Below are 23,115 nucleotides of genomic sequence, written 5' to 3' on the forward strand. Positions count from 1 at the left end.
GGGAGAACACAACATGAGTCAAACGCAGGGGTGGATGTCCACCCAGGTGAGCGGGCACATCACGAGGCGGGTCGGCGTTGGTGCGCTGCTCTGCAGCCTCGCACTGTCGGGTGCTGTGCAGGCACAAGGGAGTCCTCTGGGGCGGCCCCGGCCTGCGGCCACTGCAGCGGGCGGCATCACCTCTGTGGAGGTGTTTGCCAACTCCGCCATGAACGTGGTTGCGCCCACGGCCGAGGCGCCTTATCTGGTCAAGGTCTACCGTGTCGATGGCCTTGCGCTGATCGAGGGGGATCTCAAGCGGAACATGCCCAAGGACGAGAAACAGGCCCAGGCGTATTTCCAGGCCAACCAGGCCGCGATCAAGAAGCGCTACGCGCCCGTGGCCACCAACGCCGCCAACGGCATCACCCGCGCCATCCACTACAAGCTAGACCGCATCCCCGCTGTCGTCATCAACCAACGCTCTGTGGTGTACGGCGTGACCAATGTGGAGCAAGCCGTGACCTTGTACATGGATGCTCGCGAGACAGGACGGGTCAAATGAAGAAATCCAGCAAATGGACCGCTCGCGTCACGGCCATGACCTACTTGGTGGCCAGCCTGTGGGCACCCAGCCAGGCCACGGCAGGGACCAACACGTCCGCCATCGTTTCAAACACCTTCAAGGGGATTCCATCGTGCGTGTCCTTCCAGGTTGAGGGGGTGTGCTTTTTCCTGTTCTGCACCCCGTTTGGCTGCGATATCAAAACCTCGATCCGCGTCGCTCACTTCGTGCCCGATGCCGTGGTCAGCACCTACAACGAACCCATGCTGCACCCCTGGAAAGAAGTCGGGTCGGTGGTGGCCAAGACCTTGAACAAAGCCGGGTCCTCGATGCTGGGCGTGTCCCTCTCGGATTCATCGGCGGGAAGTCAAGACGAGCATTCACCCATCACCTTGTTCAAGGGCGGTGACGTGGTGGGCAATCCGGCCGGCCTGTTTGCACAGTGGCTGTCCGGCTCCTCGATGTCAGATATGGGGAGCAGTTTCAGCATACCGTCGACGGAGGAATTGCAGAAGTTTCCCTCGGAGGAGCTGCCCAACATCGTCAACGAGTGGAGCAGCGTGCCCAAGGACTTTGCGGGTGGCATCGCTGAGGAGTTCAGGGCCCTCGCGAGTTCCCCTGGAAAGTTGCTGAGTTCCATCAACAACATCGGCAGCACCCTGCAAGGCGTTCAACAGCAACTCGGGGATCTCGGAGAAGTGTTCAGTGGGGGGAGCCTGAAAGGCATCGACTCCAGCAGCCTGATGGAGCTTGCCCAGTTGGCCCAGTCGATGTCCAGCGACTCTTACTTCTGCCCAGGCGGTGCATCCATGTTCACGCTTCATTTCCAGTCGGAAGTGGATTCATATTTCTGGCGCAGTGTGATCCCGCTGGAAATGCTGTACCCGGCCTCGTGGTTGCCCGGCAGGAGTGAGATTGGCAGTGGCGCCACGCAGACCTGGGGTGGTCGGTATCCCCGCACGGGGGAATTGGTTCAGGCACATCCCGTCAAGGCCTCCGCTGTTTTGGCGGAGCGCATGGCTTCTATCGTGGGCAAGTCGGCTCAACCGCACATCTACAAAAAGATAGAAGCGGCCAATCAAGGGGGGTTTGTGTATTTCGAGACTGGACAAACACACAAGTGGCAGGCGCTCTATCCCATGGCTTCCACCGGGTGCGTGACCTTTGGCTCAAACGACAGCCTCTCGCTCGCGTCGTGGGGGGATGGCAAAACCTCGCAGGAAGACGGCTACGCCTGGAACCTTTGGCGGCGCTACAGCTGCTGCCAACGCAAAGGCGTATTCCTGTTCAGTGTTCCCTGAGCGTGGCGCCAGTGTCTCGCTGACTTGTGTCGGGTTTTAGCTTCCCGACCCAAATTTGTCAAATTTTCTCATCGTTCATGGAGATTCCGATCATGAAGCCCATGCGTTTCAGACCCACCCACACCGCACTTGCCTGCGTCTTCGCCATCACGCTGGGCTGCGTGTCCTTGGCTCCAACACCCGTTCACGCGCAGGCGGTCTCCAACTCCTCGCTCTACTACCGTCTCGGTGGTGGTGATCCGGCCGCACGGGCAAACAACAAGAGCCAGACCGCCTTGCGCCTGGGACTGAGCTTGAACATCCGGGCCAACTATTCGTGTGGCAAGTTCGATATCGGCCTGTCCTGGTCCAACGTCATGAACGGGTTTTCGCAGTTGGGGCAGACCATCGCCAACGCCATCAAGGCCGGTATCGCCTCACTGCCCCTCTACGCGTTCCAGCGCGCCCAACCAGGCCTCTACCAGCTGTTTCAGAACTTCTCGCAGAAGGCCGACGCCATGGTTTCGGCGTCACTCAAAACCTGCGAGGAGATGGAGGCCTTGATCAAGCAGGGCAAGAACCCGTATGAGGACTGGATCTCGATGGCCAAGGGTGAATCCTGGCGCGGCAAGGCTCAGGCCAGCGGTGACGTGGTTCAGGCCAAGCTGGACATCAACAAAAACGAGGAAGCCCAACGCTACGGCGTGACCTGGGTGTTTGGCCAAAAGGCCGGCGGCGCGCAGACCCCGCCGATTCAGCCGATCCGTGACCTGGCCGTGGCCGGGTACAACGCCACTTTGAACAAGCCCACGACAACCTCGGCCACCGCGACGTACACCTCAGGTGCCGAGGGCAGCACGCGCCTGGCTCAGGCATTCAAGTCCCCCGAAGAAATGGCGACCTTCGGCACCGAAGTCCTGGGCGATCAGAAGGTGGTTCTGTGCACCACCGGTTCCGACTGCCCCGAGTCCACCGCCGTGAGCACGGCATCGGGACTGGGACCGAAGTACGAGGCCGAAATCGCGCTGGTTCAGCCTACGCTGGCCACGCTGGTATCGGCACCCCGCGCCAACTACACGGACATGAAGCAGATTTCTGCGCCTGGCATGGCGGTCAGCCCTGCCTTGGTCGATTCGATCCGCAAGCTGCCACCCGATGCCCGCTCGATGGCCGTGGGCCGACTGTCGCAAGAGTTGGCCATGCACCGGGTGATCGACAAGGCCTTGGTGTTGCGCAATGCGCTGGTGACCTCTCTGAGCTTGCCCGAGGTCTCGGCTGCAGGCGATGTTTCCAAGGAAGTGCAATCCAAGATCGACCGACTGACGCAGTACATCAACGACATGATGTTTGAGTTCCGCATCCGCAAGGAGATGACGGCGGAAACGGCCCTCACCCTGATGAGCAACCAGGAAAGCCGAGACAGCGGTGCGGCCCGCGTGCGTGATGGTGGCCTGAACGATCCGATGCCACTTGAAGGTGGTCGCGTCAAGTCGCAGTGACCGTGAACGAGTGCCACAACGCCTTGCCGAGTTCACCCCATACCGCCACCACACGTCCTATCCACCCCACAGGCTCCAGACACCATGCGCCTATCCACCCGTTCGCACGCAGCCGCCTCATCGGCGGGTCTACCTGACGCCCCCGCTGAGGTGCCGGCGCCGTCCTTGCCAAGGCGCGCCTGGCGGGGCGCCTGGCGCGGCGTGGGCTGGATGTTGGTGTTCGTGGCCATCGCTGCAGCCGTGGGTGGCGTGGCATGGATCAGTGTCCAGCTCGGCGTCACCCAGTCCGACCTGTTGCGCTGGCAAGAGGTGGTGGGTCGCTGGCGGACGTGGTCGGCACTGGCCCACACCGTGGTCGTCATGCTGATCGGGTGGCGTTGGTCAGCCATCGTGGCCTGGGGCCATCGCAAGGGCATCGTCAAGGCGTCGGAGTACGAACAAGTCCTGGCTTTGCGAGACAAGGTGCTGCTGTTCCTGGCGGTGTATGTGCTGGCCGTGGTTATCGGTCCTGCCACGCTGGCCAGGCTGTTTTGATCGGGAGAAAACAACATGAGTCTGGACAGCTATCTCGAAATCTTCACCACCTTCTACGGCTGGGCCTTTGCCAACATCATTGGCGAGGTACTGGTCGGAACCGGGCTGGTGGTTCTGCCCTTCGCCATCATGGTGTTCCAGGCTTGGTACGAGGCCAAGGACCAGGGCAACGAGACCAACACCGTCATGGGCCTGATTGATCGCATCGGCTTGCGCCTGTGGTCGTGCCTGTTTGTGATGAGCGTGTGTTTTGCGAGCAACCCGGTCACCAGCCTGCACAGGGTCAACCTGACGTACACCCCACCGGCTTCGCTGGCAGATCCGAACCCTGACACGTCCAGCAGTCAGTCAGGCACAGGCTCTGGCTTCGACCAGGCCATGGCCAATGCACAGGATGGTACGGTCAGTGCTGTGGGCGAACTGACCTACGTGCCGGCGTGGTGGTATTCGGTGATGGCCATCTCCTCAGGTTTGAACCAGTCCGTCAAGGCAGGCCTGGCCAACGCAGGCGGCAACCTGCGCATGGTGGAAGAGTCGGCGCGTCAAGCGACCATCAGCGACCCGAAGCTGCGCGCGGACGTGCAGCGCTTCTACTCGGAGTGCTTCATGCCGGCGCGCAGCCAGTTCCTGCGCGCCGACGGTGCGGGCATCAGCAGCAGCGGCGCGGCCCTCCTCGCCCCCACCAACACGGCCTATGGCCCAACGGATGTGGACTGGATGGGAAGCCAGTTTTTCCGCACCGAACCGGGTTACTACATGGACAACCGGTCTTACAACCCGGTGCCTGGATTTGCCATCGACTATTCGCGTGACACCGAGTATTACAACGGCGCCCCCCCGGCCGATGGTTCTGTCATCAACCCCGAGTGGGGGCGGCCCACCTGCTCACAGTGGTGGGAGGACAGCACGCAGGGCATCCGCACCCGCCTGGTCAATCACGCTGGCACCTGGCAGGAGTTGCTTGCCCGTCTGGGCACGGTGGCCAGTGGCATGACAGATGACCAGAAAACTGACATGGTGGCGCGCCTGGCAGCCACCAAAACCAACCCGCAGTATGTCGATCCCACGGGCTTGGGCCAGGAGAGTGGCAGCGTGTCCGACTTCCTGCGCAACGCAGGGAGTGCGTTCGGTGTGTTCGGTCTGGGTATGTCGAACCTCCTGGCCTCGATCACTTTCGTTCCGCTTGTCACCGGCTTGCTGATGATGCAGGCCCTGATCCTCATGGGCATGTACATGTTCTTGCCCCTCGTGACCTTCTTCAGCGGTTTCAACCTGAAGGTGATGTTCCTGGGCGCTGTGGCCATCTTCACCGTGAAGTTCTGGGCAGTGATGTGGGCCATCGCGATCTGGGTGGATGCTCACCTGGTCAGCGCGATGTACCCGAGCCTGGTCAACTGGAGCCAGATCGCCGAGTTCTTCAGCACTGGCATCACCGCACCGCTCAACAACGGCTACAAGCGCATGCTGCTCAACCTGTTGTTGATAGGGATGCTGGTGGGCTTGCCGACGTTGTGGACCTCGATGATGGTTTGGGCTGGGGCAAAACTCGGCCATCAGATCGACGGCATGATGGGCAAAGCAGATAGCACTGCGCAGCAAATTCCTGGAAGGACACCAATTGCAGGGCGCTTTATGAAATGACGTGATGTGCTGTCTACTTGTCGCCGTAAAGGCTTTCCCAATCCGAGTGGGTAATATCTGAAGGACCATCGCACGGCCGCCATAGGGCGGAGTTGTCCGATTGGGTATCCCCATGGTCCGAATCCGGTGGTGGGTTTCTGAAGTGCCAGAGGACCATGTTGACCAGCGCCCCCAGCACCACCGGTACCAGGATGGCGGTCAGGCGCCATATGAGCTTGACCAGCTCTCGCAGCACGAGCCAAGTGGCCTTGAGCACGGTCAGCAGCGCTGCGCTGATCGCGGGCCAGGGCTCCAGTTGGGTTTCGTAGGGTGGGCGGTTGCTTTGCACGGGCTTTTCCTCTCTGGTCTTCTTGATGTTCTGGGCCCAGTGTGCAAAGGGTGTCGTGGGCAGGCCCGGTTTGTGGTGTCAATCGTAGCAGTTTGCACGCCGTGATGGACGTGGCGGTTGGTGATTCAACTGTGTCTTTGCGTCACAACATGGTTGCGCAGAAAACAGCCGGTGTCATTGTCTGAGTGCGGCCAAAACGCCGCATTTGCAGCAGGCCGGCGCGGCGGTCGCCGGTGACCAGAAAGTCTGCATCGGCAGTCAAAGCCATGGCCACCAAAAAAACGTCATTGGGATCGGCCAGATCGATGTCTTCGGGCACCGACTTGAGTTCATCCAGGACCACGGCTCGGTGCATGTTGTTGATCATCGCTCCTACGCGATGCGCGGGGACAATGCTTTTGAGTTTGGGGTAGCGACTGGCTCGCCGCAACTCATCCAGCTGGTGCCGTGAGGTCACCAACTCAAATCTCCCCGCGCGCCAAGCCCGGTAAATCGTGTCGGGGGCGCCCGAGGGCGAGATGAGTGCGCCCAGCAAGACGTTGGTGTCGAGAATGACCCGCATCAATGCTCACGCGCCCACACCACGGCCTCGTCGATCAGTTCGCTCAACTCGGTTTCGCTCATGCCTGCGGCTGCCGACTTGGCCTGCTCGGCCGCTTGTTCAAGCATGTAGGCGCGCACCGCCTCCTCAATGAAACGCGAGAGGTCCCCCTTGCGGCCCCCGCCGTTTGCAGCAATGAACATTCGGACCGACTGATCGATGTCAGGTGACACGGCCAGATTCCAGCGCACGGTACTCATGGGCATACCCTCAGTCGAAAATAGGCGCTTATGCGCTTAGGTGTATATGTGCTTATTTTAGTGGATACCCTCGCCCGTTCATACTGCCTACGTCCCGACGTCTGTGAAAGGGGCACCACACTCCGCACACAGAATGCGCAGCCCAGGTTTGCCCCACACCTGGTGGCCACAGCCACAGCGGTATTTCTGCCGGTTGGACTTGTTGACCGCTGCCGGCGCTGCGGCCGCGCCCTCGTTGTTCATGGACGTGGCCAGGCTGGCCATGACCACAGCACTCTGCGCCGGCACCGCCCCACCGCCAACGTCGGCCGCTAGGTGCATGGCCATGCTGACCTGACCGGCCTGGATGTGTTCGCGTGCCGGGAATCGGTCGAACCAGCTGATGCGAAAGTCCTCGGTGAACAGGTCTTTGCAGGCCCTCAAGAAGACACCGCCCTCGATGGCGTAGTCGGCCATCAGGTCACCAGTGCGCGCACCACCTGGTTGGCCAGTGCTCGAAGGCATCAGGCCTATGGCTTCCATCTTTTCGGCCCACTCGGCGTTGTGATACCGGCCTCGGCCAGGCTTGCCAAAGTGGTGCTGCCACAGGTGGACCATCTCGTGCACCAGTGTCTGCATGACCTCGGTCAGGGGCACTACGGCGAAGTACGAGGGGTTGATGGCGATCTCGTCAGTGGTCTGCCCATCCAGGCTGGCAAAGCGCTGTGCTGAGAAGTAGCCGCAGGTGCGCTTTTCACGCTGCAGCGTGATGAGACATGCCGGCAGTTGGCCACCAAACAGCCGCTCATTGAAAAATCCGTAGGCCTGCTGCAGCTCCGAGTACGTCTCGTGCGTCGGCCGCAGCGTTGCCACGGCCGCATGTGCTCCCCTCACGGCTTGCCCTGATGGCGCAACACCCATTGCTGATCCCCCCTGTTTTTGAATGTTTGTATTGTGCATTACAAATGAATTGCACATTACAAATTTAACCAACTTGACCGCGCCCTGGGGAGCAGCCTGGTGGTTCCATGGGGGGTACTGGTGGCCTGGACACGCGCTGAGGGCTGGCGTGATGCGCCGCCCCAAAAGCAGTTCAGGCGGGGTGTGTTGCGCCTTCCCGGATCTCTCGATCCCGCAACACACGCCCGCCCGTCTGTCTTTTCTACGTCGCTCTGTGGCGCCCTTCCCTTTTTCTCTCCCTTGGCTTCTTCTTCTCTCTGACTTCTTGTTATTGCTCCCTGCTGAGTCCGTACTGTGCCTGAGAGTGTCAGAAAACAATTCCGCCTTCGTGACATTCATGTCAATTTCAATCGTCCAATGGCTGACGTTTGAACGGGCTGCGCGACGGATGAGCTGATCGGTTGAAGGACCGGCCGAGCGACCTGTTGCCGGTTGGCATATCGCTGCTACGATTGCCCCGTGAACTGCTCTTTGAGCGCCACGCGGCATCTCGACTCTTGAAAGATGCACGGATCGACTCCCAAGGTTGGTCCCAGAGTTCCTGTCCTTTTGTAAACCCGGATAGGGAAGATTTCGCTTCCCTATCACGGCCTTCGGGCTGGGGTTTGGTTGCGTGCTTCCCATCCACCTTTGATGGAGAAACCCATGTTCGCAACCGAAAAAAACCGCCCGACCAGCCACTTCGCCCGCAATCAACAAAGCGGCGCGTCACGTGCGCAAGACAACTCACTGTGGGCACCTCTGGTGGACAACATTGGCAACCCGGACACGGCGCGCCTGATCGTTGACCTCTTTGAGCAACACCCGAGTCTGAAACAGCAAAACCCCGCTGTGTTCCTGCGGGCCCAGCACACCTTGACCCAACAGGTCAAGGTGCAAGCCAAGCCGGCAGCGGTCAGCACGGGGTACACCCTGGGCAAAGCCGCTGCCAGCCTGTTCAATGGCTTGCTCAGTATCGTGGCGGCCACCGGTCAAGGCCTCTCTGTCGTGGCCCAACTGCTGATGCAGTGGGTCCAGGACAAGAAGGTACAGATCGAAGCCCGCCGCAATGCTTCTGACAAGTCCTCATCGGCGATCCCGGCCGTGGTTGTCTCCACCACCGGAGCAGTCGCGCAGGAGGAAGTCGTTAGCGCGTGGCCGGAAATCCATCCAGCCCTGTCTACCGACGACGCACAGGCAATGCGCCACTGAGATCTTGACCTATCTGGCCACCTTCGGGTGGCCCATTCTTTTGACCAGGGAGAACCGAAGATGACAACACCCACCGTCCACATCAATGCTGCCGGCGCTACCCTCTGGGTGCGCAAGCAGGATGGGCACATGAGAGAGTTCAACAATGCCTCGGCCAAGGTTGTCGATGGCCATTTGGTCGTTCGGCAGTCCAACCGCGGCGACCCCCTTGGTGACAAGGAGGTGACCGTGATCCTGGCGCCTGGCGCCTGGGCTTCTGCGGCCTTGGACAACACGATCTGAGCCGCTTACTGAACCGCCCACCCCACCCTGCTTCGGCAGGGTGTTTTTTTTTGCTTATGTGATTTTTGTCGCGGCGTCAAGCCGAAACCCCGATGCACGTGCGCGAGGTTTCGGGCTGACTGGATGCCAGCCGGTGGATAGATTGCAGGCCATGGACAACAGCTCACTTCAAAGCATGGCCGAGTTGAATCAGGCAAGGCATGCGCCCGAGGCCCGAGAACTGTGGTCGGACACCGAGGGACAAATCTCCAACGCCGGGCTCTACTTGCTGTGCCTTCTGACGTTCTGGTTGGTGGTGCCGGTGCTGTACGCAGGCTGGCGTTATCTGTGGACGGCCCGTCATCGCTACACCCTGACGGATCAGCGGTTACTGATCGAGAGTGGCGTGCTGGTTCGGGACATGGAAAGCCTGGAGTTGTACCGGGTGCGCGATCTGAGTGTGCAGGGCACGCTCCTGCAGACCCTCGTCGGCCGAGGGCGGATCGTGCTGCAAACCACCGATGTCACCACCCCCGTCGTTTCGCTCAACGCGATTTCCAACGCGAAGGCGGTTGCGCAGCTCGTGCGCGATGCGGTGGAGCGTTGCCGGGTAGACAAAGGGGTTCGGGCATTCGATGTCTGAGCCTTGGCCACCGTTCATTGAATCATCCAGACAAGACAGGGAGTTCTCCGATGCAAGCATCCACCATTCACCCGTTCGGCCGCAGGCGGCTCATCTTGGCCACGGCCGTCGCGCTTTCACTGAGCAGCTTTGCCGCACAGGCCGCACCCGCCTCGCCGGCTGTGGCCGAGCGTTTGCGCTCGGCCATTGAATCGCAGACAGGGGGCAAGGTGCCCGTGACGAGCATCAACGACACGCCGATCAAGGGGATTTATGAGGTGGTCAGCGAGAAAGAGGTGTTCTACGTGGACGAGTCTGGCCGCTACGGCTTTGTCGATGGCCGCCTGGTGGACCTGCGCACTCAGCGAGACCTGACCGCTGCAAGACTGGACCAGATCACGGCCATTCCCTTCAACAGCTTGCCGCTGCAGCATGCGATCAAGGAGGTCCGGGGCAACGGTCAACGCCGCATGGCCGTGTTTGAAGACCCCAACTGTCCGATTTGCCGGGTGTTCAACAAGTTCGTGGCCCAGCTAGATGACGTGACCGTTTACCGCTTCATGTTCCCTGTCATCGACCCTTCTTCGGGCGCGCTGGCCCGCGTGGCCTGGTGCTCACGTGACCGCGCCGCCTCGTGGGACGCGATCATGAATGGCGCGCGTCCGCAGGGCAACGAGAACTGCGATGTTCAAGGCCTGGTCAGCATTCTCAAATTTGGTGAAACGCACCAGATGAACAACACGCCGACGGTTATTCTGCCCAATGGAAAGCGCCTGGTCGGTGCAACGCCGCCTGAGCAGTTCATTGCTGAGCTGGATGCAGCGAACAAGAAATAAGCACTACTGCACGGCCCTACAAAAGAAAAGGATGATCCCCATGATCCGCACGCTTCAAAAAAACATTCCCGCAATCGCTCTGGGTGCGCTGGTCGCCTTTGCAGCCTGGGCACCTTCGGGGGACGCAATCGCGCAAAATCAGCCGCCCAAAGTTCTTTCAGGAAATCAAGTGGTTTTTCCTGCCGGACTGAAATGGGAGCGGCTGGTTGAAACCACTACCAACTTTGACGCGAAATCTGAAAGCGCGCCAGAGAAATCTGACCTTATGTCGCTGAGTCAGCGCGTCTGGTCTGATGAAGTTCAAAAGGCACTCAAAAGCAACCCGAATACAGGCATTTTCTTTCTGACAGCCAGGCTGAATCTGATTGGCAAGAAGGGCGCAATATCGATTGCCAAATTTCCGTTCAACTACGAACTGTGTATACCTCCTGCGAATGGGAAAAATGCCTATGACATGTTCAGCATGTGTAACGCACGAGTGGCAGTGTCCAATGGAGACATCAATCAGGTATTCCAGATTTCTGAAATATGCTATCTGAATATCGATTTCGATACGAATAACCCGGTTGAAAAAAATCACACTGCTGTCGCCACTGACCCAAAGTCATCAACAATTTACCTGCGTGTGATTCAGTACGGCAAGTCCGTGCCTGGCTGCAACCGCGCCATTCGCCTCTGAGAGTGAGGCTGTCATGGTCTCCGACGCTCTGCAGCGCGTCCTGCGCTTGCTGTTGCTTGCTACCGTTTGCATCGGCTCTTGGACTTACGCCCAGACCAGCACACGTGTCACAGCCGATCAGGTGGCACAAGCCATTCTGAACTCCCCGACCGCCAGCGCTGAGCTGAAGTCATACGCGCAGGCGGTTGGCAACCTGGCCATGTTTGAGAGCGGTGGCCAACTGTCCGTCTACAACGGCTCGTGCTGCTACGGCGTGCTGCAGATGAACACAGACAACATCTATAGCACGCTCAAGATCAAGCCAGATGTATTCCGAAACCTGCCACTCCAAGATCAGGTCAACGCTTGGGCAACCGTGATGTCAGAGGCCTTGAAATACCCCGGCATCAACAAGCTGCAGGCCCTGGGCACCTTTGACGGTCGCGTGGTAGACGGCAACCTGGTGCTGGCCTGTGTGCAGTTGGGCATCGGCAACTGCGACAAGATGCGCAAATCAGGTAGCTGCTCGGGTTTTGCAGACATCAACGGCACCACCATCTGCAAGATGGCCGACAAGATCGCTGGCGGTACTGCGTCATCCACCGTGGGGTCGGTTGCACAAACCGGATCTCAAGACCCTTACTCGAACGGCGCCCTGCCTCGCCCGCCTCAGATGTTCTTCAACAACTGTGTGCGCAACTCAGCGGGAGAGTGTTCGTCTCTGACAGACGCCATCAACAGTGGTTTTCAGCAGGGCTCCAGCGTCAGCCCTGCGAGCTTGCGCTTCACCATCCAAGGGCTGACCATGGCCATCACGTTCCTGGTGGTGGCCAGCATGATGCTTTCACTTTGGCGTGGGTATAGCCGTGGTGTCATCGAGCACGGCGCATTCATCTACAGCACCAAGCGGCTTTTCCTGATCGTGATTGCGATGGTGATTGTTCTTTCAATCGCTTGACCGGGTGCATCACAATTCGATGTCTCCCTCGGGGCAATTTCAATTTGCACGCAACATGAACACGTTCCCCATGAGCACGGCAGCACTGGACGCAGAGACCTACAAGAGCACACTGAATCTTTTGGCAGAGGTGGCCGACTACTTGTCTCGCATGCCTGTGAACCACATGACCATGGCCATGCACCGCAAGCTCACCGATCACCTGGCCAGCCCACAGGTGCTGGCCATGAAGGCTCACAGCGATTGGACTGCCGATCATGAGGCGCGCGCAGCCCTGGTGCGATCAGGCTTGCAGCTCACAGGCTCCGTGTGGGGAGACAACTCGGACGGTGCGCCGCTCATCATGGCCAACCTGGTGTACCCCGAACTCCGATTGGAATCGCCGTTTTGCGCTTCAGAGGACATTGCCGCCCAGAAAAAAGAGGACGCATGGATGGACATTGGCAAGGCGATTGCCAAAGGCGTGACACTTCGACTTGGCCCTCAACCCGAGATGCCGAGTCGGGGCACTCGCCGACCCGCTGAGCACCGCCGCGCACCTGCCTGATTCCGCACGTTCGGCACCCAACATCAGCAACTACGCATCGTTTTCGCGTGCTCGCACTACCCTGGTGAACATGGACACCCAGACTTCCATGTGAAGGCTTGAATTGTTATGCACTGCGCAACGATCCTAAGGCACGCGGCAGGCGTCAGGCTGCTGGAAGAAACCAACACGAGTTGGGTTAAGTGCGTATTCCAGTGCAAAAGCACCAGCGATTCCGACTCAAAGGCGCCACTTGCTCCGATTCAAACCTGCCAGCTATTCCAGTTCAAAACCGCCATCCACTGCGTGAGGGCACCGATAACTCGACACAGACAGTCATGCGGTGGTCGCTCCAGTTCGCCTGGCCACCCGATCCGATGTCATGGTCAAAATGGACGGCGTTATCACCTATCAGAAGGTGGGGTCTTTGTGACTCGGGCCTGTCAGGAGCTTCGCAACTTGCAAAGAAGCTGCTTGCCCATTGCAGAGGTCAGACCAGTTCGGCCAACAACCAAAAACAAATTCGGGGAAAATGGCCTGAAGAGCCAAGAGCGATCATCGACCGCCAACCATGGCAAATGCGCCCGCCCATTCGCCCGCAGCCAAGCCTGGCACTCGGCTTCCCGCTCGTAGCTGAACAGTGTGTCGGGAACACTCTTGAGGTCACGGAACCGAGGCGTCGCACCAACAACTCTTGCCGCCACGTCAGATGAAAATCTCTCTCGCAGGCGGTCCAATGTCAAATCAAGACGCCAGGTACTGGAGATCACCACTTCGCAGTCCTGGAGTTGCCGTACGACTTGCTCTAAGACGGGAAGGCGACAGAAATGTCGAGACTCGTGAGAGAACTCAGGGTGAAGGACACCATCAAAGTCCAAGAACAGGATCATGATTTTTTGATACCCAGCGCGACTTGCGGCGGTAGTGAAATTTTTATATATAGCCCGCTAATGGGACCATTTGGTCGTGGCCTTTTAGGTCTCATTGCGCGGAAATCGAGGGGATGCGTCGAAACAATGTCCCTCGTCATGCCAGCTTCGGCTCCGCGCTTCAGCGACTGCGCGCTGCCCGTGGCCTGACCCAAGAGGACATGCTTATGGCCACCAGTCGGCGACACATGAGCCGCATTGAGCAGGGCCACCAGATGCCAAGCATTCGTGTCGTCGAAAGCCTAGCGGAAAACCTTCGGCTTCACCCGCTGTCGCTCCTTGCTGCAGCCTACTGCCCAGATGGAGATCTTGAGTCGGTACAGGAGCTACTTCAGACTGTGCAAGCTGATATCGCCGGGTTGATCAACAGTTAACCCAAGCTGAGCGCTTCTGCGGACGAGTGCTTTTGGTGCACGATCCCCTTCATGGTTTCCATGAGGTCCGAACCAGTGAAGCGGTCTCGGTTTTGAATCATTCGGTTCACGATCTCGTGATCTGCAGCGATGCTGAGCAGCATCATGACTTCACGCAGCATGTCCATATCGGTCACCAAATCGTGGTCGGTGGCACCAGCCTTCGACAGCAAAAGCAGCGTCATCGGTAGAGCAGCACTGCCTTTACCGCGCCCCGCATCCCACGCTCTGCCGGACAGTAGGTCTCGAAGCTGATCGGACAGTTGAAGCAACTGTTCATCCCCCAAGGCACTAGGCAGCATGGATTTCCAGCTCTTCGATTTGATCAAGGCTTTAAGCTCTTCTTCTCCAAACGGTACTAGGGTAGCTTTTTCAACGCACAGCATCAGTCGGCACTTTAGGTAGTTGCGGGACTATTTGGTCCCGTTAAGATCAGGGGAGGCGAGGATAGCCCCGCTTACGGCGGCGATGCCGGCCTCCGAGTCGTCCATCCACCAATAGAAAGTACCTGGTTGCCAGTTTTTTCCCGCCCAGCAACCCCACTGTTGTCTTCCCCTGGAAATCGCGAGCTACCTTGAAAACCCGTCTGGATCTCACCCGCTTGGCAGAACTGGATCGCCAGTTCTGCGAGTTCACCAAACTGCGGTCCCACGCCACACCTCGGTGCGGCTGGGCGAAGACCGTCCGGTTAGCGTTGGGCATGAGTTCAAAAGCTCTTGGTGATCGGCTGGGCATGACCGCACAGGGCGTACGCAAGCTGGAGCAGGCGGAGGCAGATGGCTCGATCTCCCTCCGGACCCTTGCCCGACTCGCGAACGGGATGGATGTGAGGTTCACTATGTGCTACTGCCTCGGACAAACTTGTTCAATCAAGTGCTCAAGCGGGCACAGGAGCTGACTGGCAGCACGTCTGAATTGCCCATTGAGCCTGAGATGCTGGACACTTTTGCTGCGCTTTTCGCGCAGGTGAATCGACGAGGTTTTTGGTAGGTGTTTGGCGACACTTGAGCGCTGCCTATTTCGGAGCCACTATCTGTGGTCTTCGTCTGGCGGCACCACCTACAGGGCCTACTGTCAACAGCGGTTCTGTGGTCAAGAATTTGACGAGACGCACGTACCAGCTCCGCGAAAACTCCAGCGACGCGGGTTTGACCGGAAACCAGAGGCGGTCTTGAACGTGGGTAATCTATCGCCCCAGCATCCTGCCCACCAACGCGCACAGCACCTTGCCCACGCTGGCCACCGGCAGCCGGATTTCCACAGGCTGTTTCTGCGCCGAAACCAATCCCGCCAACATCGCTTAGGAAGCGGTGGGTAGCTGCCCCGAATGGGCCAGGCCAGACGTCGCTCAGCTTTTTGGCCAACTTCAAAGTCACTTCCTTGCACTCTAAAGGAACCAAAGAAAACGTCCTTACTTCGGCATCAGCGCGAATGGCAAGCGCACGCCTCGCCGTGAGCTGCCGAAACCAGTTCATCCAATATCCCGCAGTGCCCGTCGTGCGTCCCCGAGCAACGCGCGCGCAACTGCAACAGCTGTTTTTCCAGAGCCCGCATGCTTTTGAGTCGGGCTCGAACGCGCACCAACTGTTGGTCCACCAGAACATCCACCTCACCCAAGTTCTCTTCGGACGCATCGACAAATCCAAGCAACCGCTTGACATCAAGGAGTGGCATGTCCAACGCACGGCAATGGCGGATGAACGCCAAGCGTTCTAGGTGAACGGCTTCGTAAACGCGGTACCCGTTCTCGCGCCGCGCTGGCGCAGGCAGCAAGCTTTGCTTTTCATAGAACCGAATCGTTTCTACATCCACGCCGGTGGTTCGGGATAGGTCCTTGATCTGCATTGCAAAACCTCAGTCGAAAAAGACTTGACATTGTAGTAACTACAGGGTTTTCAATAGGAGTATCGAAAGGCAAAAACCATGTCCGCCCATTGTGACCATCACGCACCTCAGACAGAGAAAATTGTCAATCTGTCCCGGTACCGCCAGATCCTTTGGATTGCACTTGTCGTCAACTTTGTCATGTTCCTGGTTGAGATAGGCGCAGGGGTTCAGGCCGGCTCGCTCTCGCTGCTGGCCGACGCTGTCGACTTTGCCGGCGACGCACTCAACTACGCGGTGTCACTTGCGGTACTTGCCTCAGCTTTGGCGTGGCGTGCCCGAGCAGCTGTCTTCAAGGCGGCCACCATGATCGGCTTCGGCCTGTATGTACTTGGTTCGACAGTTTGGTCGGTGTGGAATGGCGAGTTGCCACAAGCCGTGACAATGGGTGCGGTCGCTTTGCTCGCACTGGCCGCCAACGTGGCCGTTGCATGGATGCTTTACGCATTCAGGGAGGGGGATGCCAATATGCGAAGCGTTTGGCTGTGCTCACGAAACGACGCTATCGGAAACGTGGCGGTGTTGCTGGCTGCGCTTGGCGTGTTCGGCACTGGGTCTGCCTGGCCTGATTTGGTGGTCGCAAGCTTGATGGCGACATTGGCCCTGCATGGGGGCTGGACGGTGCTGCGGCAAGCCCGCAACGAAATTGATAACAATGCTGCTGAAGGAGATCGTCATGGGCACGTTCACTGAACCACAAACCGGTCACCAGTTCAAGCAAGCGGCATTTGCGCATCTGATCAGCGAAGCCCAGGCTGCCAGCTCGACAGAGCAAGCCTGGCTGTACCTTGAAGCAGCCCACGTTGTGGGACAGCTCTTTTTCAGGCCCCATCTGCTGACACACGCGCACATGCTGCGCTTGTCCTTTCGCACCCGCGATTGGCCGGAGATGGCAGGCCAACTGGTCAGGCTGGCCCTCGTGCCCCTGGGCCACCTGAGCGGTCGCCTGCCGCTGGGCAATCCGGGGCGGGCCAACGTGAGCGCCTTCGAGCCCCTGCCGGTGCGCCCGGAACTGGCCGCTTTGATCGCCCAGGCCCAGGAGCGGTGATCGCCGACAAACTAAAATCAAACGCATGCGCGCCTTCCTGGTCATGCTGATGCTCACCCTGCTGCCGCTTCAGTTTTCTGTTGCGGCGGCAGGTACTTGTTGCGAGCACGTCGCGGCAACGCCAGAGACACATGCCAATCATCATCAGCCCGGCCATCCCTCGGTCATCGACGCTGCTGACGCATTGGTGCCTGGGGATGTCGGCTTTGATCTGGACTGCGGCACCTGTCATGCCAACTGTGCAGCGGCCATGCTGGTGCCCGTTGTCCCCATGATGGCCCGCGCAGACACTGTACGCGTCGAACGCATCACGGCACACAACATGCCAGCGTGGCCTGCGCGACCCTACCGCCCCAAATGGCCCTCTCCGATGGATTCGGGGCGGCATGCATTCGCCTGATGCGCTGAGCGGCGCGCGACTTCCCCGATCCTCTGACCCCCAATGACCCTGTCTCGGACAGGTGTCTCCCTGGATCGTTTTTGGAAGGACTCTCACATGACCGTTCGCTGGACACAGCGGTACCCGCGATGGACTTGGCTCGTCGCCGTCGCCATCCTCTTGGCCTTGGATCAGGCAAGCAAGTCGTTTTTTTCAACCACGCTGGCGCTTGGTGAATCGGTCCCAGTGACCGACTGGCTCAACTTCGTGCATGTGCTCAACAAAGGCGCCGCCTTCTCGTTTCTCGCCGATGCAGGTGGCTGGCAGCGCTGGTTCTTCATTGGCGTGTCGACACTGGTGGTGGGCGCTGTTTCAGTGATGTGCCTGACCCAAGAAGTGGGGCCATTGGATCGCTGGGTGGGCGCCTTCGTGGCAGGAGGCGGCGGGGGCAACCTCGTGGACCGTGTCCAGATCGGCGCCGTGGTGGACTTTCTCGACTTTCACTGGCGTGGCATCCACTGGCCCGCATTCAACCTTGCTGATGTCTTCGTCGTCTGCGCAGCCCTGGTCTGGTGCATCGCGTCGATGAAAGCGCCACCCCGTCAACCCAAGCCGCAAAAGACTGCGGAGGAGTTGCACCGATGAAGCTGGGATGGTTCTGGATCATGACTGCATGGTGTGTGGCATTGATCGCCACGACAGGTGCGCTGTTCATCGGCGAGGTGATGGGCATGACGCCCTGTCTGCTCTGCTGGTATCAACGCATCTTCATGTTCCCGCTGGCTCTTATCCTGGGCATGTCCGCCTTTGCCGACGACCGCCGTGGCGCTGTCTACGCATTGCCATTGGCGCTGGGTGGCGCCGCGATGGCCGCCTACCACACGGCCTTGGTGGCTGGATGGGTGCCCAAGTGGTGGGTGCCCTGCGGGACAGGGCCGTCCTGCAGCGATCAAAACCTTGAAATCTTGGGCGGCATCCAGATCCCGTGGTTGTCCCTGCTGGCCTTCACCGCCATTGCCCTGCTGCTGTTTGTTTATTTGAGAAAGACCCGTTCATGAACACCAAAAAAATCACCGTCATTGGCCTGGTGGCCATCGTTGCCTTGTTCTTCTTCCTGGGGATGAACGCCTACCAGAAGCGTGTGCAAAGCGCGCAGGACGTGCAGGTGAGGGCCGAGCAGAGCCGGCTGGTTCGCATGCACTCTCCTGTTTTCGGACCCCAAGCGGCTCCGGTCACCATCGTCGAGTTTTTTGACCCGGCCTGCGAGACCTGCCGCGCTTTCTACCCGCTGGTCAAGGACCTGATGGCCAAGTACCCCAACGAAGTGAAACTCGTGATCCGCTACGCGCCGTTCCACCAGGGGTCGGATCAGGTGGTCAAGCTGCTGGAGGCCGCCAAGGCCCAGAGCAAGTACCAAACGGTGCTGGAAGCGGTGTTGGCGGCGCAACCAACGTGGGCCGACCATGGCCAACCCAACATCGAGATCGCTTTCAAGGTGGCCGAACAAGCCGGGCTGGACTTGGCGAAAGCAAGGCAAGACATCGAGAAGCCAGGCATGCAGTCCTTGTTGCAACAGGACATCGAAGATCTCACCGCACTGCAGGTCACCAAGACGCCCACCTTCTTTGTCAATGGCCGCAGCCTGGCGAGCTTTGGCCCAGATCAACTGACGGCGCTGGTGGCCGAAGAAGTTGCCAAGGCGAGGAAATGACGCAGTCGACACGTACGAAGGCTTTGAGTCGCCGCACAGCACTGGCAGCAGGAGCTGCTTGGCTGGGTGGAAGTGCGATTCTGATGGGTTGTTCACCTCAAGCGCCCACATTCAAAAACACCGACATCACCGGTGCCACTTTCGCTCAAGACCTGAAGCTGATCGATCACAACGGGCAGTTGCGCACTCTGGCTGACTTTCGTGGAAACGTCGCCGTCGTGTTTTTTGGTTTCACTCAGTGCCCCGACGTGTGCCCCACGTCCATGGTCACACTGGCCGAAGTCAAACGCCTCATGGGCGATCAAGGCAAGCGCTTGCAGGTGCTTTTCATCACGGTGGACCCGGAGCGCGACACGCTGCCGCTGCTCAAAGACTACATGGCGAATTTCGATCCGACATTTCTGGCACTGCGCCCCACATCGGAAGAGCTCAAAGCCGTGGCAGATAACTTCAAAATTCACTACAACAAAGTGGAAGGTGCCACACCGACCTCGTACACGATGGACCATTCGGCAGGTAAGTACGTGTTCGACACCGCTGGCGCCGTTAGGCTGTTCTCAAGCTATGGCACCGAGCCCAGCGTCATCGCCGAAGACATCTTGAAGCTGTTGAAATCCATGAAGGGTTGAAAGCTCGGAGCCGAAATGAAAACGCTGCTGCTGTACATCGCCACGGCCATCGCCGAAATTGTGGGTTGCTATCTACCACTGATGTGGCTACGCGGACACGGCTCGGGCTGGGTGCTGCTACCGGCTGCTGCGTTGAGTCTGGCGGCGTTCGCATGGCTCTTGACCCTGCACGACGCGCCATCGGGGCGGGTCTATGCAGCCTACGGGGGGGTCTATGTGGCAGTGGCACTGGCTTGGCTATGGAAGGTGGATGGCATCCGCCCGTCCACATGGGACTGGTTGGGCGTGGCGATTACACTTCTGGGTATGGCTGTTATTGCATTCCAACCAAAGGCGTAGTCGCCCAGTGGTTGGATTCTGGTACGGCGCAAACAGGGTTGACCGTTTCCCGTTGTTCGTCAACGGCGGGGCGCCGACGATGACTCTACGCGTGCTTCACGAAGTAGCCGCAAGCCGTTAGCAACCACCAACAGGCTCGCGCCCATATCCGCAAACACCGCCATCCACATGGTCGCAGTGCCGAAGACCGCCAGCACCAAAAACACACTCTTGATTCCGAGTGCTATAGTGATATTCTGCCAAAGTACAGCGTATGTGCGCCGGGACAACTTTACGGTCTCTGCAACACGCTGCAAGTTGTCATTCATGATCACCACGTCGGCCGCTTCCATGGCTATATCCGTTCCTGCACCGCCCATTGCAAAGCCAATGTCGGCTTGAGCCAAGGCCGGGGCATCATTGATACCGTCGCCTGCCATGCCGGTGGCGCCATAGCGAGTTTGCATTTCCTTGATCGCGTCAAGCTTGGCCTCGGGCAACAAGTCACCACGCGCATCTTCGATGCCGGCCTGCGCAGCGATAGCCTCTGCCGTGGCCGTGTTGTCACCGGTCAGCATCACCGACGTCACTCCCAGCGCTTTGAGATCAACGATGGCCTGTTTGGATGTCTCTCGGATGGTGTCTGCTACTGCGAATAGCGCCAGGACGCGGGAGTCGTTCGCTAGGAGGGTTACCGTTCGTCCTTGCTTCTCGTGAATAGCCAGCTCTGCCTCCAGTTCTGGGCTACACAACCCTTGCTCATGGATCAGGCGGTGATTTCCCAGTACCGACCGCACTCCGTTGACCATGCCTTCCACGCCGCGCCCGGGCCGCGCGTTGAAGTTTTCCGCCTCGGGTCCCTTTACATCCAGCCCCTGGACGATTGCCTTGGAGACAGGGTGGTCGGAACGAGCCGCCAGGCTGGCAGCCATTTGCTGGACTGCTGCCTCATCAGCGGCACCCCACACCTGCCACTTCACCAGCTTGGGTTTACCTTCGGTGATGGTGCCGGTTTTGTCGAGCGCTACTGCTTTCAGGAGCCGGGCATCTTCCAGGTAGGTTCCGCCCTTGATCAGAATCCCGCGACGCGCTCCAGCAGCCAATCCGCTGACCACCGTGACTGGCGTGGAAATGACCAGAGCGCAAGGGCAGGCGATTACCAGCAAAACCAGGGCCTTGTAGAGCGCATCCAGCCAGGGAAGGCCCATCAGGAAAGGTGTGAGCATCGCCACCGCCACGGCAATGATAAAGACTGCCGGGGTGTAGATGGCAGCGAACCGATCGACAAAGCGCTGCGTTGGAGCGCGCGTTCCTTGCGCTTGTTCGACGGCTTGGATGATTCTGGCCAAGGTGGTATTGTTCGACAAGGCCGTAACCTCGAACTCCAGTTCACCGGTCTGGTTGATCGTACCGGCGAATACCTGGTCGCCAGGTGCCTTGTCCACGGGGATGCTCTCGCCAGTCACGGGTGCCTGGTTGATGGCGCCATTGCCCTTGGTCACCTTACCGTCCAGCGGCACGCGTTTCCCTGGCGTGATGCGCACGGTCGCTCCGATGGCCACCGACGCCACTGATGTAGCGACCCATGCGCCGTTGGAGTCCAGCACCAAAGCCTCTTCGGGCGCCAGCTCCAGCAAGCCCTTGATAGCGTTTCGGGCCCGGTCCACCGCCTTGGCTTCGATGAGTTCGGCAATCGCGTACAGGGCCATTACCATCGCGGCTTCCGGCCATTGCCCAATGAGGAACGCGCCAGTGACAGCTACCGACATCAGAGCATTGATGTTCAACTTGCCGCGCAGCAGTGCCGCAATGCCTTTTTTGTAGGTGTCGATCCCAGCCAGCCAGATGGCCAGCGCAGCGATCGACATGCCGGCCACTTTCCAGGCCATCTGGTCAGGCGCGAAGAACGCGAGAGCCTCAGCCCCAGTGGCGAACACCAGTGCGGCCACCAAACGGGAGATGCCGCCTGTAAAACCTTGCCCATGGTCGTCGCCTTCGGCGGATCCAACCACATGTCCCCCCTTGGTTTCGCTCGCGTCTGCAACCGGTTGCGGATCGAAGCCCGCATTGCGGATGGCGTCGAGTGCCAATGGGTGGGTGCTTTCCTCGGCCTCTATCTTCAGCGTCCGCACGCCCAGCTGAAAACCCAGAGAACGAATTCCATCCAGAGGTTCCAGAGCACGGCGAATCTCAGCCTCCTCCGCGCTGCAATCCATGGTCGCAATGCGAAACAACCGGCTTTGGCTGCTCTGGGAGGGTGCTGCGGTAGCGACCGGCCGTGGGTCGAAGCCCGCCTTGCGGATTGCATCGAGCGCTAGGGGCAAGGCGTGATCCTCCGCATCGATCTTCAGAGTACGCGCGCTGAGCTGGAAGCCCAGTGAGCGGATACCCTGCACAGACTCCAAAGCCCGCCGTATCTCAGCTTCTTCGGCACTGCAGTCCATGGCGGCGATCCTGAACAGCTTGGTTTGGTTCGGGTTGCTTGGTGAAGGACGCGAAGTTGGGACACTCGCACAGCTCGAGGAGAAGCAGGTGTCAACAGCGCTGGGAGGTGTGTTTGTTTCTGATTTCATGGCCCAATTGGAAACCTTGAAGTGACTTCAAAGTCAAGTGCGATAAGCCGGCCTCTCCGAGGCCATTGCGCAGGTACTCTGCCAGCTTGACCTCTTCTTTGATGAGTAGAGTTTTGAGAGTTCTCTTCTCGAGGAATACGACGCGCTCGTAGGTTACGAATTTGTCATCAAGCTGTTGGCAAATTGTCAGGAGCGCCTCTTTAAAGTTCAGCCCATGTCAAAAGACATAGTTGAGGCAAGTGGCCAAAAACTCACTGATACCGGAGAAACCCATGACTGTTCGCAATGGTCAGGCCGAAAAGTCCAGTCAGGGTGGGCGTGCATTTGATGTTGACTGTTCAGTTTGCCATGGCACGGGTATCGGGGTCTTGAGCTGGTCAGATGCAAAGCCAGCCTTTTGCCATGACAGCCGTGTGGGGCCTCCCTCAGGCGAGCGCCTGCTGGCTGTAACCCCCACGCCCCCTGATCGCCCTCAGTGGTCCGTCCTCGCCTGATCGGCGGTGGCATCTCACTTTTCTTTTTCAGTCTTGTCCGCCATCGCGGCGAAAGCAGGTGCGTGTATTGCAGCTGAGGTGACTGACGAGATGCCAAGCAACTGAACGGTTGCCAGTCC

At 59.2% G+C, this 23,115-nt stretch carries 31 protein-coding genes; 23 read left to right on the top strand and 8 right to left on the bottom strand.

All coding sequences use genetic code 11. The features are described 5' to 3' along the window. The first annotated feature begins 13 nt into the window (after positions 1 to 13). The 5 genes from ACFQPB_RS15885 (at position 14) to ACFQPB_RS15905 (ending at position 5,498) form a co-directional block, all read left to right on the top strand. Complete coding sequence (locus ACFQPB_RS15885; RefSeq protein WP_382225272.1) at positions 14 to 544, top strand: TIGR03757 family integrating conjugative element protein; 531 nt, start codon at positions 14 to 16, stop codon at positions 542 to 544. Further along, positions 541 to 1,845 (top strand): TraU family protein, encoded by a 1,305-nt coding sequence (locus tag ACFQPB_RS15890; RefSeq protein ID WP_382225274.1) that lies wholly within the window; start codon positions 541 to 543, stop codon positions 1,843 to 1,845. The genes ACFQPB_RS15885 and ACFQPB_RS15890 overlap by 4 nt, the downstream gene beginning before the upstream one ends. Before the next feature lie 92 nt (positions 1,846 to 1,937). Beyond that, a complete protein-coding gene (locus ACFQPB_RS15895) occupies positions 1,938 to 3,323 on the top strand; it encodes an integrating conjugative element protein (protein ID WP_382225277.1) in 1,386 nt (461 codons plus the stop codon). 84 nt (positions 3,324 to 3,407) lie between these two features. Beyond that, positions 3,408 to 3,857 (top strand): hypothetical protein, encoded by a 450-nt coding sequence (locus ACFQPB_RS15900; protein ID WP_382225279.1) that lies wholly within the window; start codon positions 3,408 to 3,410, stop codon positions 3,855 to 3,857. A gap of 15 nt (positions 3,858 to 3,872) precedes the next feature. Then, complete coding sequence (locus ACFQPB_RS15905; RefSeq protein ID WP_382225282.1) at positions 3,873 to 5,498, top strand: conjugal transfer protein TraG N-terminal domain-containing protein; 1,626 nt, start codon at positions 3,873 to 3,875, stop codon at positions 5,496 to 5,498. Between the two features lie 13 nt (positions 5,499 to 5,511). On the opposite strand, the gene ACFQPB_RS15910 is transcribed toward ACFQPB_RS15905, so the two are convergent. From ACFQPB_RS15910 to ACFQPB_RS15925, 4 genes are all read right to left on the bottom strand, one after another. Next, positions 5,512 to 5,826, bottom strand: coding sequence for a hypothetical protein (locus tag ACFQPB_RS15910; protein ID WP_382225284.1), 315 nt, complete (start codon positions 5,824 to 5,826; stop codon positions 5,512 to 5,514). Between the two features lie 142 nt (positions 5,827 to 5,968). Then, positions 5,969 to 6,388 (bottom strand): putative toxin-antitoxin system toxin component, PIN family, encoded by a 420-nt coding sequence (locus ACFQPB_RS15915; protein ID WP_382225287.1) that lies wholly within the window; start codon positions 6,386 to 6,388, stop codon positions 5,969 to 5,971. After that, positions 6,388 to 6,627: a ribbon-helix-helix domain-containing protein gene (locus ACFQPB_RS15920; RefSeq protein WP_382225290.1), complete on the bottom strand. Its 240-nt coding sequence runs from the start codon at positions 6,625 to 6,627 to the stop codon at positions 6,388 to 6,390. The genes ACFQPB_RS15915 and ACFQPB_RS15920 overlap by 1 nt, the downstream gene beginning before the upstream one ends. Positions 6,628 to 6,714: 87 nt before the next feature. Next, complete coding sequence (locus tag ACFQPB_RS15925; RefSeq protein ID WP_382225292.1) at positions 6,715 to 7,527, bottom strand: SprT-like domain-containing protein; 813 nt, start codon at positions 7,525 to 7,527, stop codon at positions 6,715 to 6,717. Between the two features lie 684 nt (positions 7,528 to 8,211). Between ACFQPB_RS15925 and ACFQPB_RS15930 the strand changes: the two genes are divergently transcribed. The 7 genes from ACFQPB_RS15930 to ACFQPB_RS15960 all read left to right on the top strand — a co-directional run bounded on the left by ACFQPB_RS15930 (position 8,212) and on the right by ACFQPB_RS15960 (position 12,639). Beyond that, complete coding sequence (locus tag ACFQPB_RS15930) at positions 8,212 to 8,757, top strand: hypothetical protein (protein ID WP_382225295.1); 546 nt, start codon at positions 8,212 to 8,214, stop codon at positions 8,755 to 8,757. Positions 8,758 to 8,817: 60 nt separating this feature from the next. After that, positions 8,818 to 9,039, top strand: coding sequence for a hypothetical protein (locus tag ACFQPB_RS15935; RefSeq protein ID WP_382225298.1), 222 nt, complete (start codon positions 8,818 to 8,820; stop codon positions 9,037 to 9,039). Positions 9,040 to 9,190: 151 nt separating this feature from the next. Beyond that, the gene (locus ACFQPB_RS15940; RefSeq protein ID WP_382225300.1) at positions 9,191 to 9,661 is read left to right on the top strand and encodes a PH domain-containing protein; all 471 of its coding nucleotides are present in this window, start codon (positions 9,191 to 9,193) and stop codon (positions 9,659 to 9,661) included. Positions 9,662 to 9,822: 161 nt separating this feature from the next. After that, a complete protein-coding gene (locus tag ACFQPB_RS15945; RefSeq protein WP_382225303.1) occupies positions 9,823 to 10,476 on the top strand; it encodes a DsbC family protein in 654 nt (217 codons plus the stop codon). 40 nt (positions 10,477 to 10,516) lie between these two features. Next, entirely contained in the window at positions 10,517 to 11,155 is a 639-nt protein-coding gene (locus tag ACFQPB_RS15950; RefSeq protein ID WP_382225304.1) for a hypothetical protein, read from the top strand. Positions 11,156 to 11,408: 253 nt separating this feature from the next. Further along, positions 11,409 to 12,092 (top strand): hypothetical protein, encoded by a 684-nt coding sequence (locus ACFQPB_RS15955; protein ID WP_382225307.1) that lies wholly within the window; start codon positions 11,409 to 11,411, stop codon positions 12,090 to 12,092. Positions 12,093 to 12,162: 70 nt separating this feature from the next. Further along, positions 12,163 to 12,639 carry a hypothetical protein gene (locus ACFQPB_RS15960; RefSeq protein WP_382225309.1) on the top strand — a complete coding sequence of 159 codons (477 nt, stop codon included), beginning with the start codon at positions 12,163 to 12,165 and terminating at the stop codon, positions 12,637 to 12,639. A gap of 422 nt (positions 12,640 to 13,061) precedes the next feature. Here ACFQPB_RS15960 and ACFQPB_RS15965 read toward each other — a convergent pair whose 3' ends face one another. Further along, on the bottom strand, positions 13,062 to 13,508 hold the full coding sequence (locus tag ACFQPB_RS15965; RefSeq protein ID WP_382225312.1) for an HAD domain-containing protein: 447 nt from the start codon (positions 13,506 to 13,508) through the stop codon (positions 13,062 to 13,064). A 113-nt stretch (positions 13,509 to 13,621) separates the two neighbouring features. Between ACFQPB_RS15965 and ACFQPB_RS15970 the strand changes: the two genes are divergently transcribed. After that, entirely contained in the window at positions 13,622 to 13,921 is a 300-nt protein-coding gene (locus ACFQPB_RS15970) for a helix-turn-helix domain-containing protein (RefSeq protein ID WP_382225315.1), read from the top strand. On the opposite strand, the gene ACFQPB_RS15975 is transcribed toward ACFQPB_RS15970, so the two are convergent. After that, positions 13,918 to 14,346, bottom strand: a complete 429-nt coding sequence (locus tag ACFQPB_RS15975) for a hypothetical protein (protein WP_382225318.1) — start codon at positions 14,344 to 14,346, stop codon at positions 13,918 to 13,920. The genes ACFQPB_RS15970 and ACFQPB_RS15975 overlap by 4 nt on opposite strands. Positions 14,347 to 14,693: 347 nt before the next feature. On the opposite strand from ACFQPB_RS15975, the gene ACFQPB_RS15980 reads away from it, so the two are divergent. Beyond that, a complete protein-coding gene (locus ACFQPB_RS15980) occupies positions 14,694 to 14,858 on the top strand; it encodes a hypothetical protein (RefSeq protein ID WP_382225464.1) in 165 nt (54 codons plus the stop codon). Between the two features lie 524 nt (positions 14,859 to 15,382). Here ACFQPB_RS15980 and ACFQPB_RS15985 read toward each other — a convergent pair. Then, positions 15,383 to 15,805 carry a Cd(II)/Pb(II)-responsive transcriptional regulator gene (locus ACFQPB_RS15985; RefSeq protein ID WP_382225320.1) on the bottom strand — a complete coding sequence of 141 codons (423 nt, stop codon included), beginning with the start codon at positions 15,803 to 15,805 and terminating at the stop codon, positions 15,383 to 15,385. A gap of 78 nt (positions 15,806 to 15,883) precedes the next feature. On the opposite strand from ACFQPB_RS15985, the gene ACFQPB_RS15990 reads away from it, so the two are divergent. From ACFQPB_RS15990 to ACFQPB_RS16025, 8 genes are all read left to right on the top strand, one after another. Further along, entirely contained in the window at positions 15,884 to 16,537 is a 654-nt protein-coding gene (locus tag ACFQPB_RS15990; protein WP_382225323.1) for a cation efflux transmembrane domain-containing protein, read from the top strand. Next, complete coding sequence (locus ACFQPB_RS15995) at positions 16,521 to 16,892, top strand: DUF3703 domain-containing protein (RefSeq protein ID WP_382225326.1); 372 nt, start codon at positions 16,521 to 16,523, stop codon at positions 16,890 to 16,892. The genes ACFQPB_RS15990 and ACFQPB_RS15995 overlap by 17 nt, the downstream gene beginning before the upstream one ends. 25 nt (positions 16,893 to 16,917) lie before the next feature. Further along, positions 16,918 to 17,292: a hypothetical protein gene (locus ACFQPB_RS16000; RefSeq protein WP_382225329.1), complete on the top strand. Its 375-nt coding sequence runs from the start codon at positions 16,918 to 16,920 to the stop codon at positions 17,290 to 17,292. Between the two features lie 96 nt (positions 17,293 to 17,388). Further along, on the top strand, positions 17,389 to 17,916 hold the full coding sequence (lspA, locus tag ACFQPB_RS16005; protein WP_382225332.1) for a signal peptidase II: 528 nt from the start codon (positions 17,389 to 17,391) through the stop codon (positions 17,914 to 17,916). Positions 17,917 to 17,936: 20 nt separating this feature from the next. Next, entirely contained in the window at positions 17,937 to 18,329 is a 393-nt protein-coding gene (locus ACFQPB_RS16010) for a disulfide bond formation protein B (RefSeq protein WP_382225467.1), read from the top strand. Further along, a complete protein-coding gene (locus ACFQPB_RS16015; protein ID WP_382225335.1) occupies positions 18,326 to 18,982 on the top strand; it encodes a DsbA family protein in 657 nt (218 codons plus the stop codon). Before ACFQPB_RS16010 ends, ACFQPB_RS16015 begins: the two co-directional genes overlap by 4 nt. Further along, complete coding sequence (locus ACFQPB_RS16020) at positions 18,979 to 19,611, top strand: SCO family protein (protein ID WP_382225338.1); 633 nt, start codon at positions 18,979 to 18,981, stop codon at positions 19,609 to 19,611. The genes ACFQPB_RS16015 and ACFQPB_RS16020 overlap by 4 nt, the downstream gene beginning before the upstream one ends. 15 nt (positions 19,612 to 19,626) lie before the next feature. Continuing rightward, on the top strand, positions 19,627 to 19,950 hold the full coding sequence (locus ACFQPB_RS16025) for a YnfA family protein (RefSeq protein ID WP_382225341.1): 324 nt from the start codon (positions 19,627 to 19,629) through the stop codon (positions 19,948 to 19,950). A 59-nt stretch (positions 19,951 to 20,009) separates the two neighbouring features. On the opposite strand, the gene ACFQPB_RS16030 is transcribed toward ACFQPB_RS16025, so the two are convergent. After that, positions 20,010 to 22,373 (bottom strand): heavy metal translocating P-type ATPase, encoded by a 2,364-nt coding sequence (locus ACFQPB_RS16030; RefSeq protein ID WP_382225344.1) that lies wholly within the window; start codon positions 22,371 to 22,373, stop codon positions 20,010 to 20,012. On the opposite strand from ACFQPB_RS16030, the gene ACFQPB_RS16035 reads away from it, so the two are divergent. Next, positions 22,372 to 22,527 carry a hypothetical protein gene (locus ACFQPB_RS16035; RefSeq protein ID WP_382225347.1) on the top strand — a complete coding sequence of 52 codons (156 nt, stop codon included), beginning with the start codon at positions 22,372 to 22,374 and terminating at the stop codon, positions 22,525 to 22,527. The two genes, ACFQPB_RS16030 and ACFQPB_RS16035, sit on opposite strands and share 2 nt — an antisense overlap. The last annotated feature ends 588 nt before the right edge of the window (positions 22,528 to 23,115 follow it).

The organism is Hydrogenophaga atypica (assembly GCF_042665215.1).
In the GTDB taxonomy this organism is placed as follows: Bacteria; Pseudomonadota; Gammaproteobacteria; order Burkholderiales; family Burkholderiaceae_C; genus Hydrogenophaga; species Hydrogenophaga defluvii_A.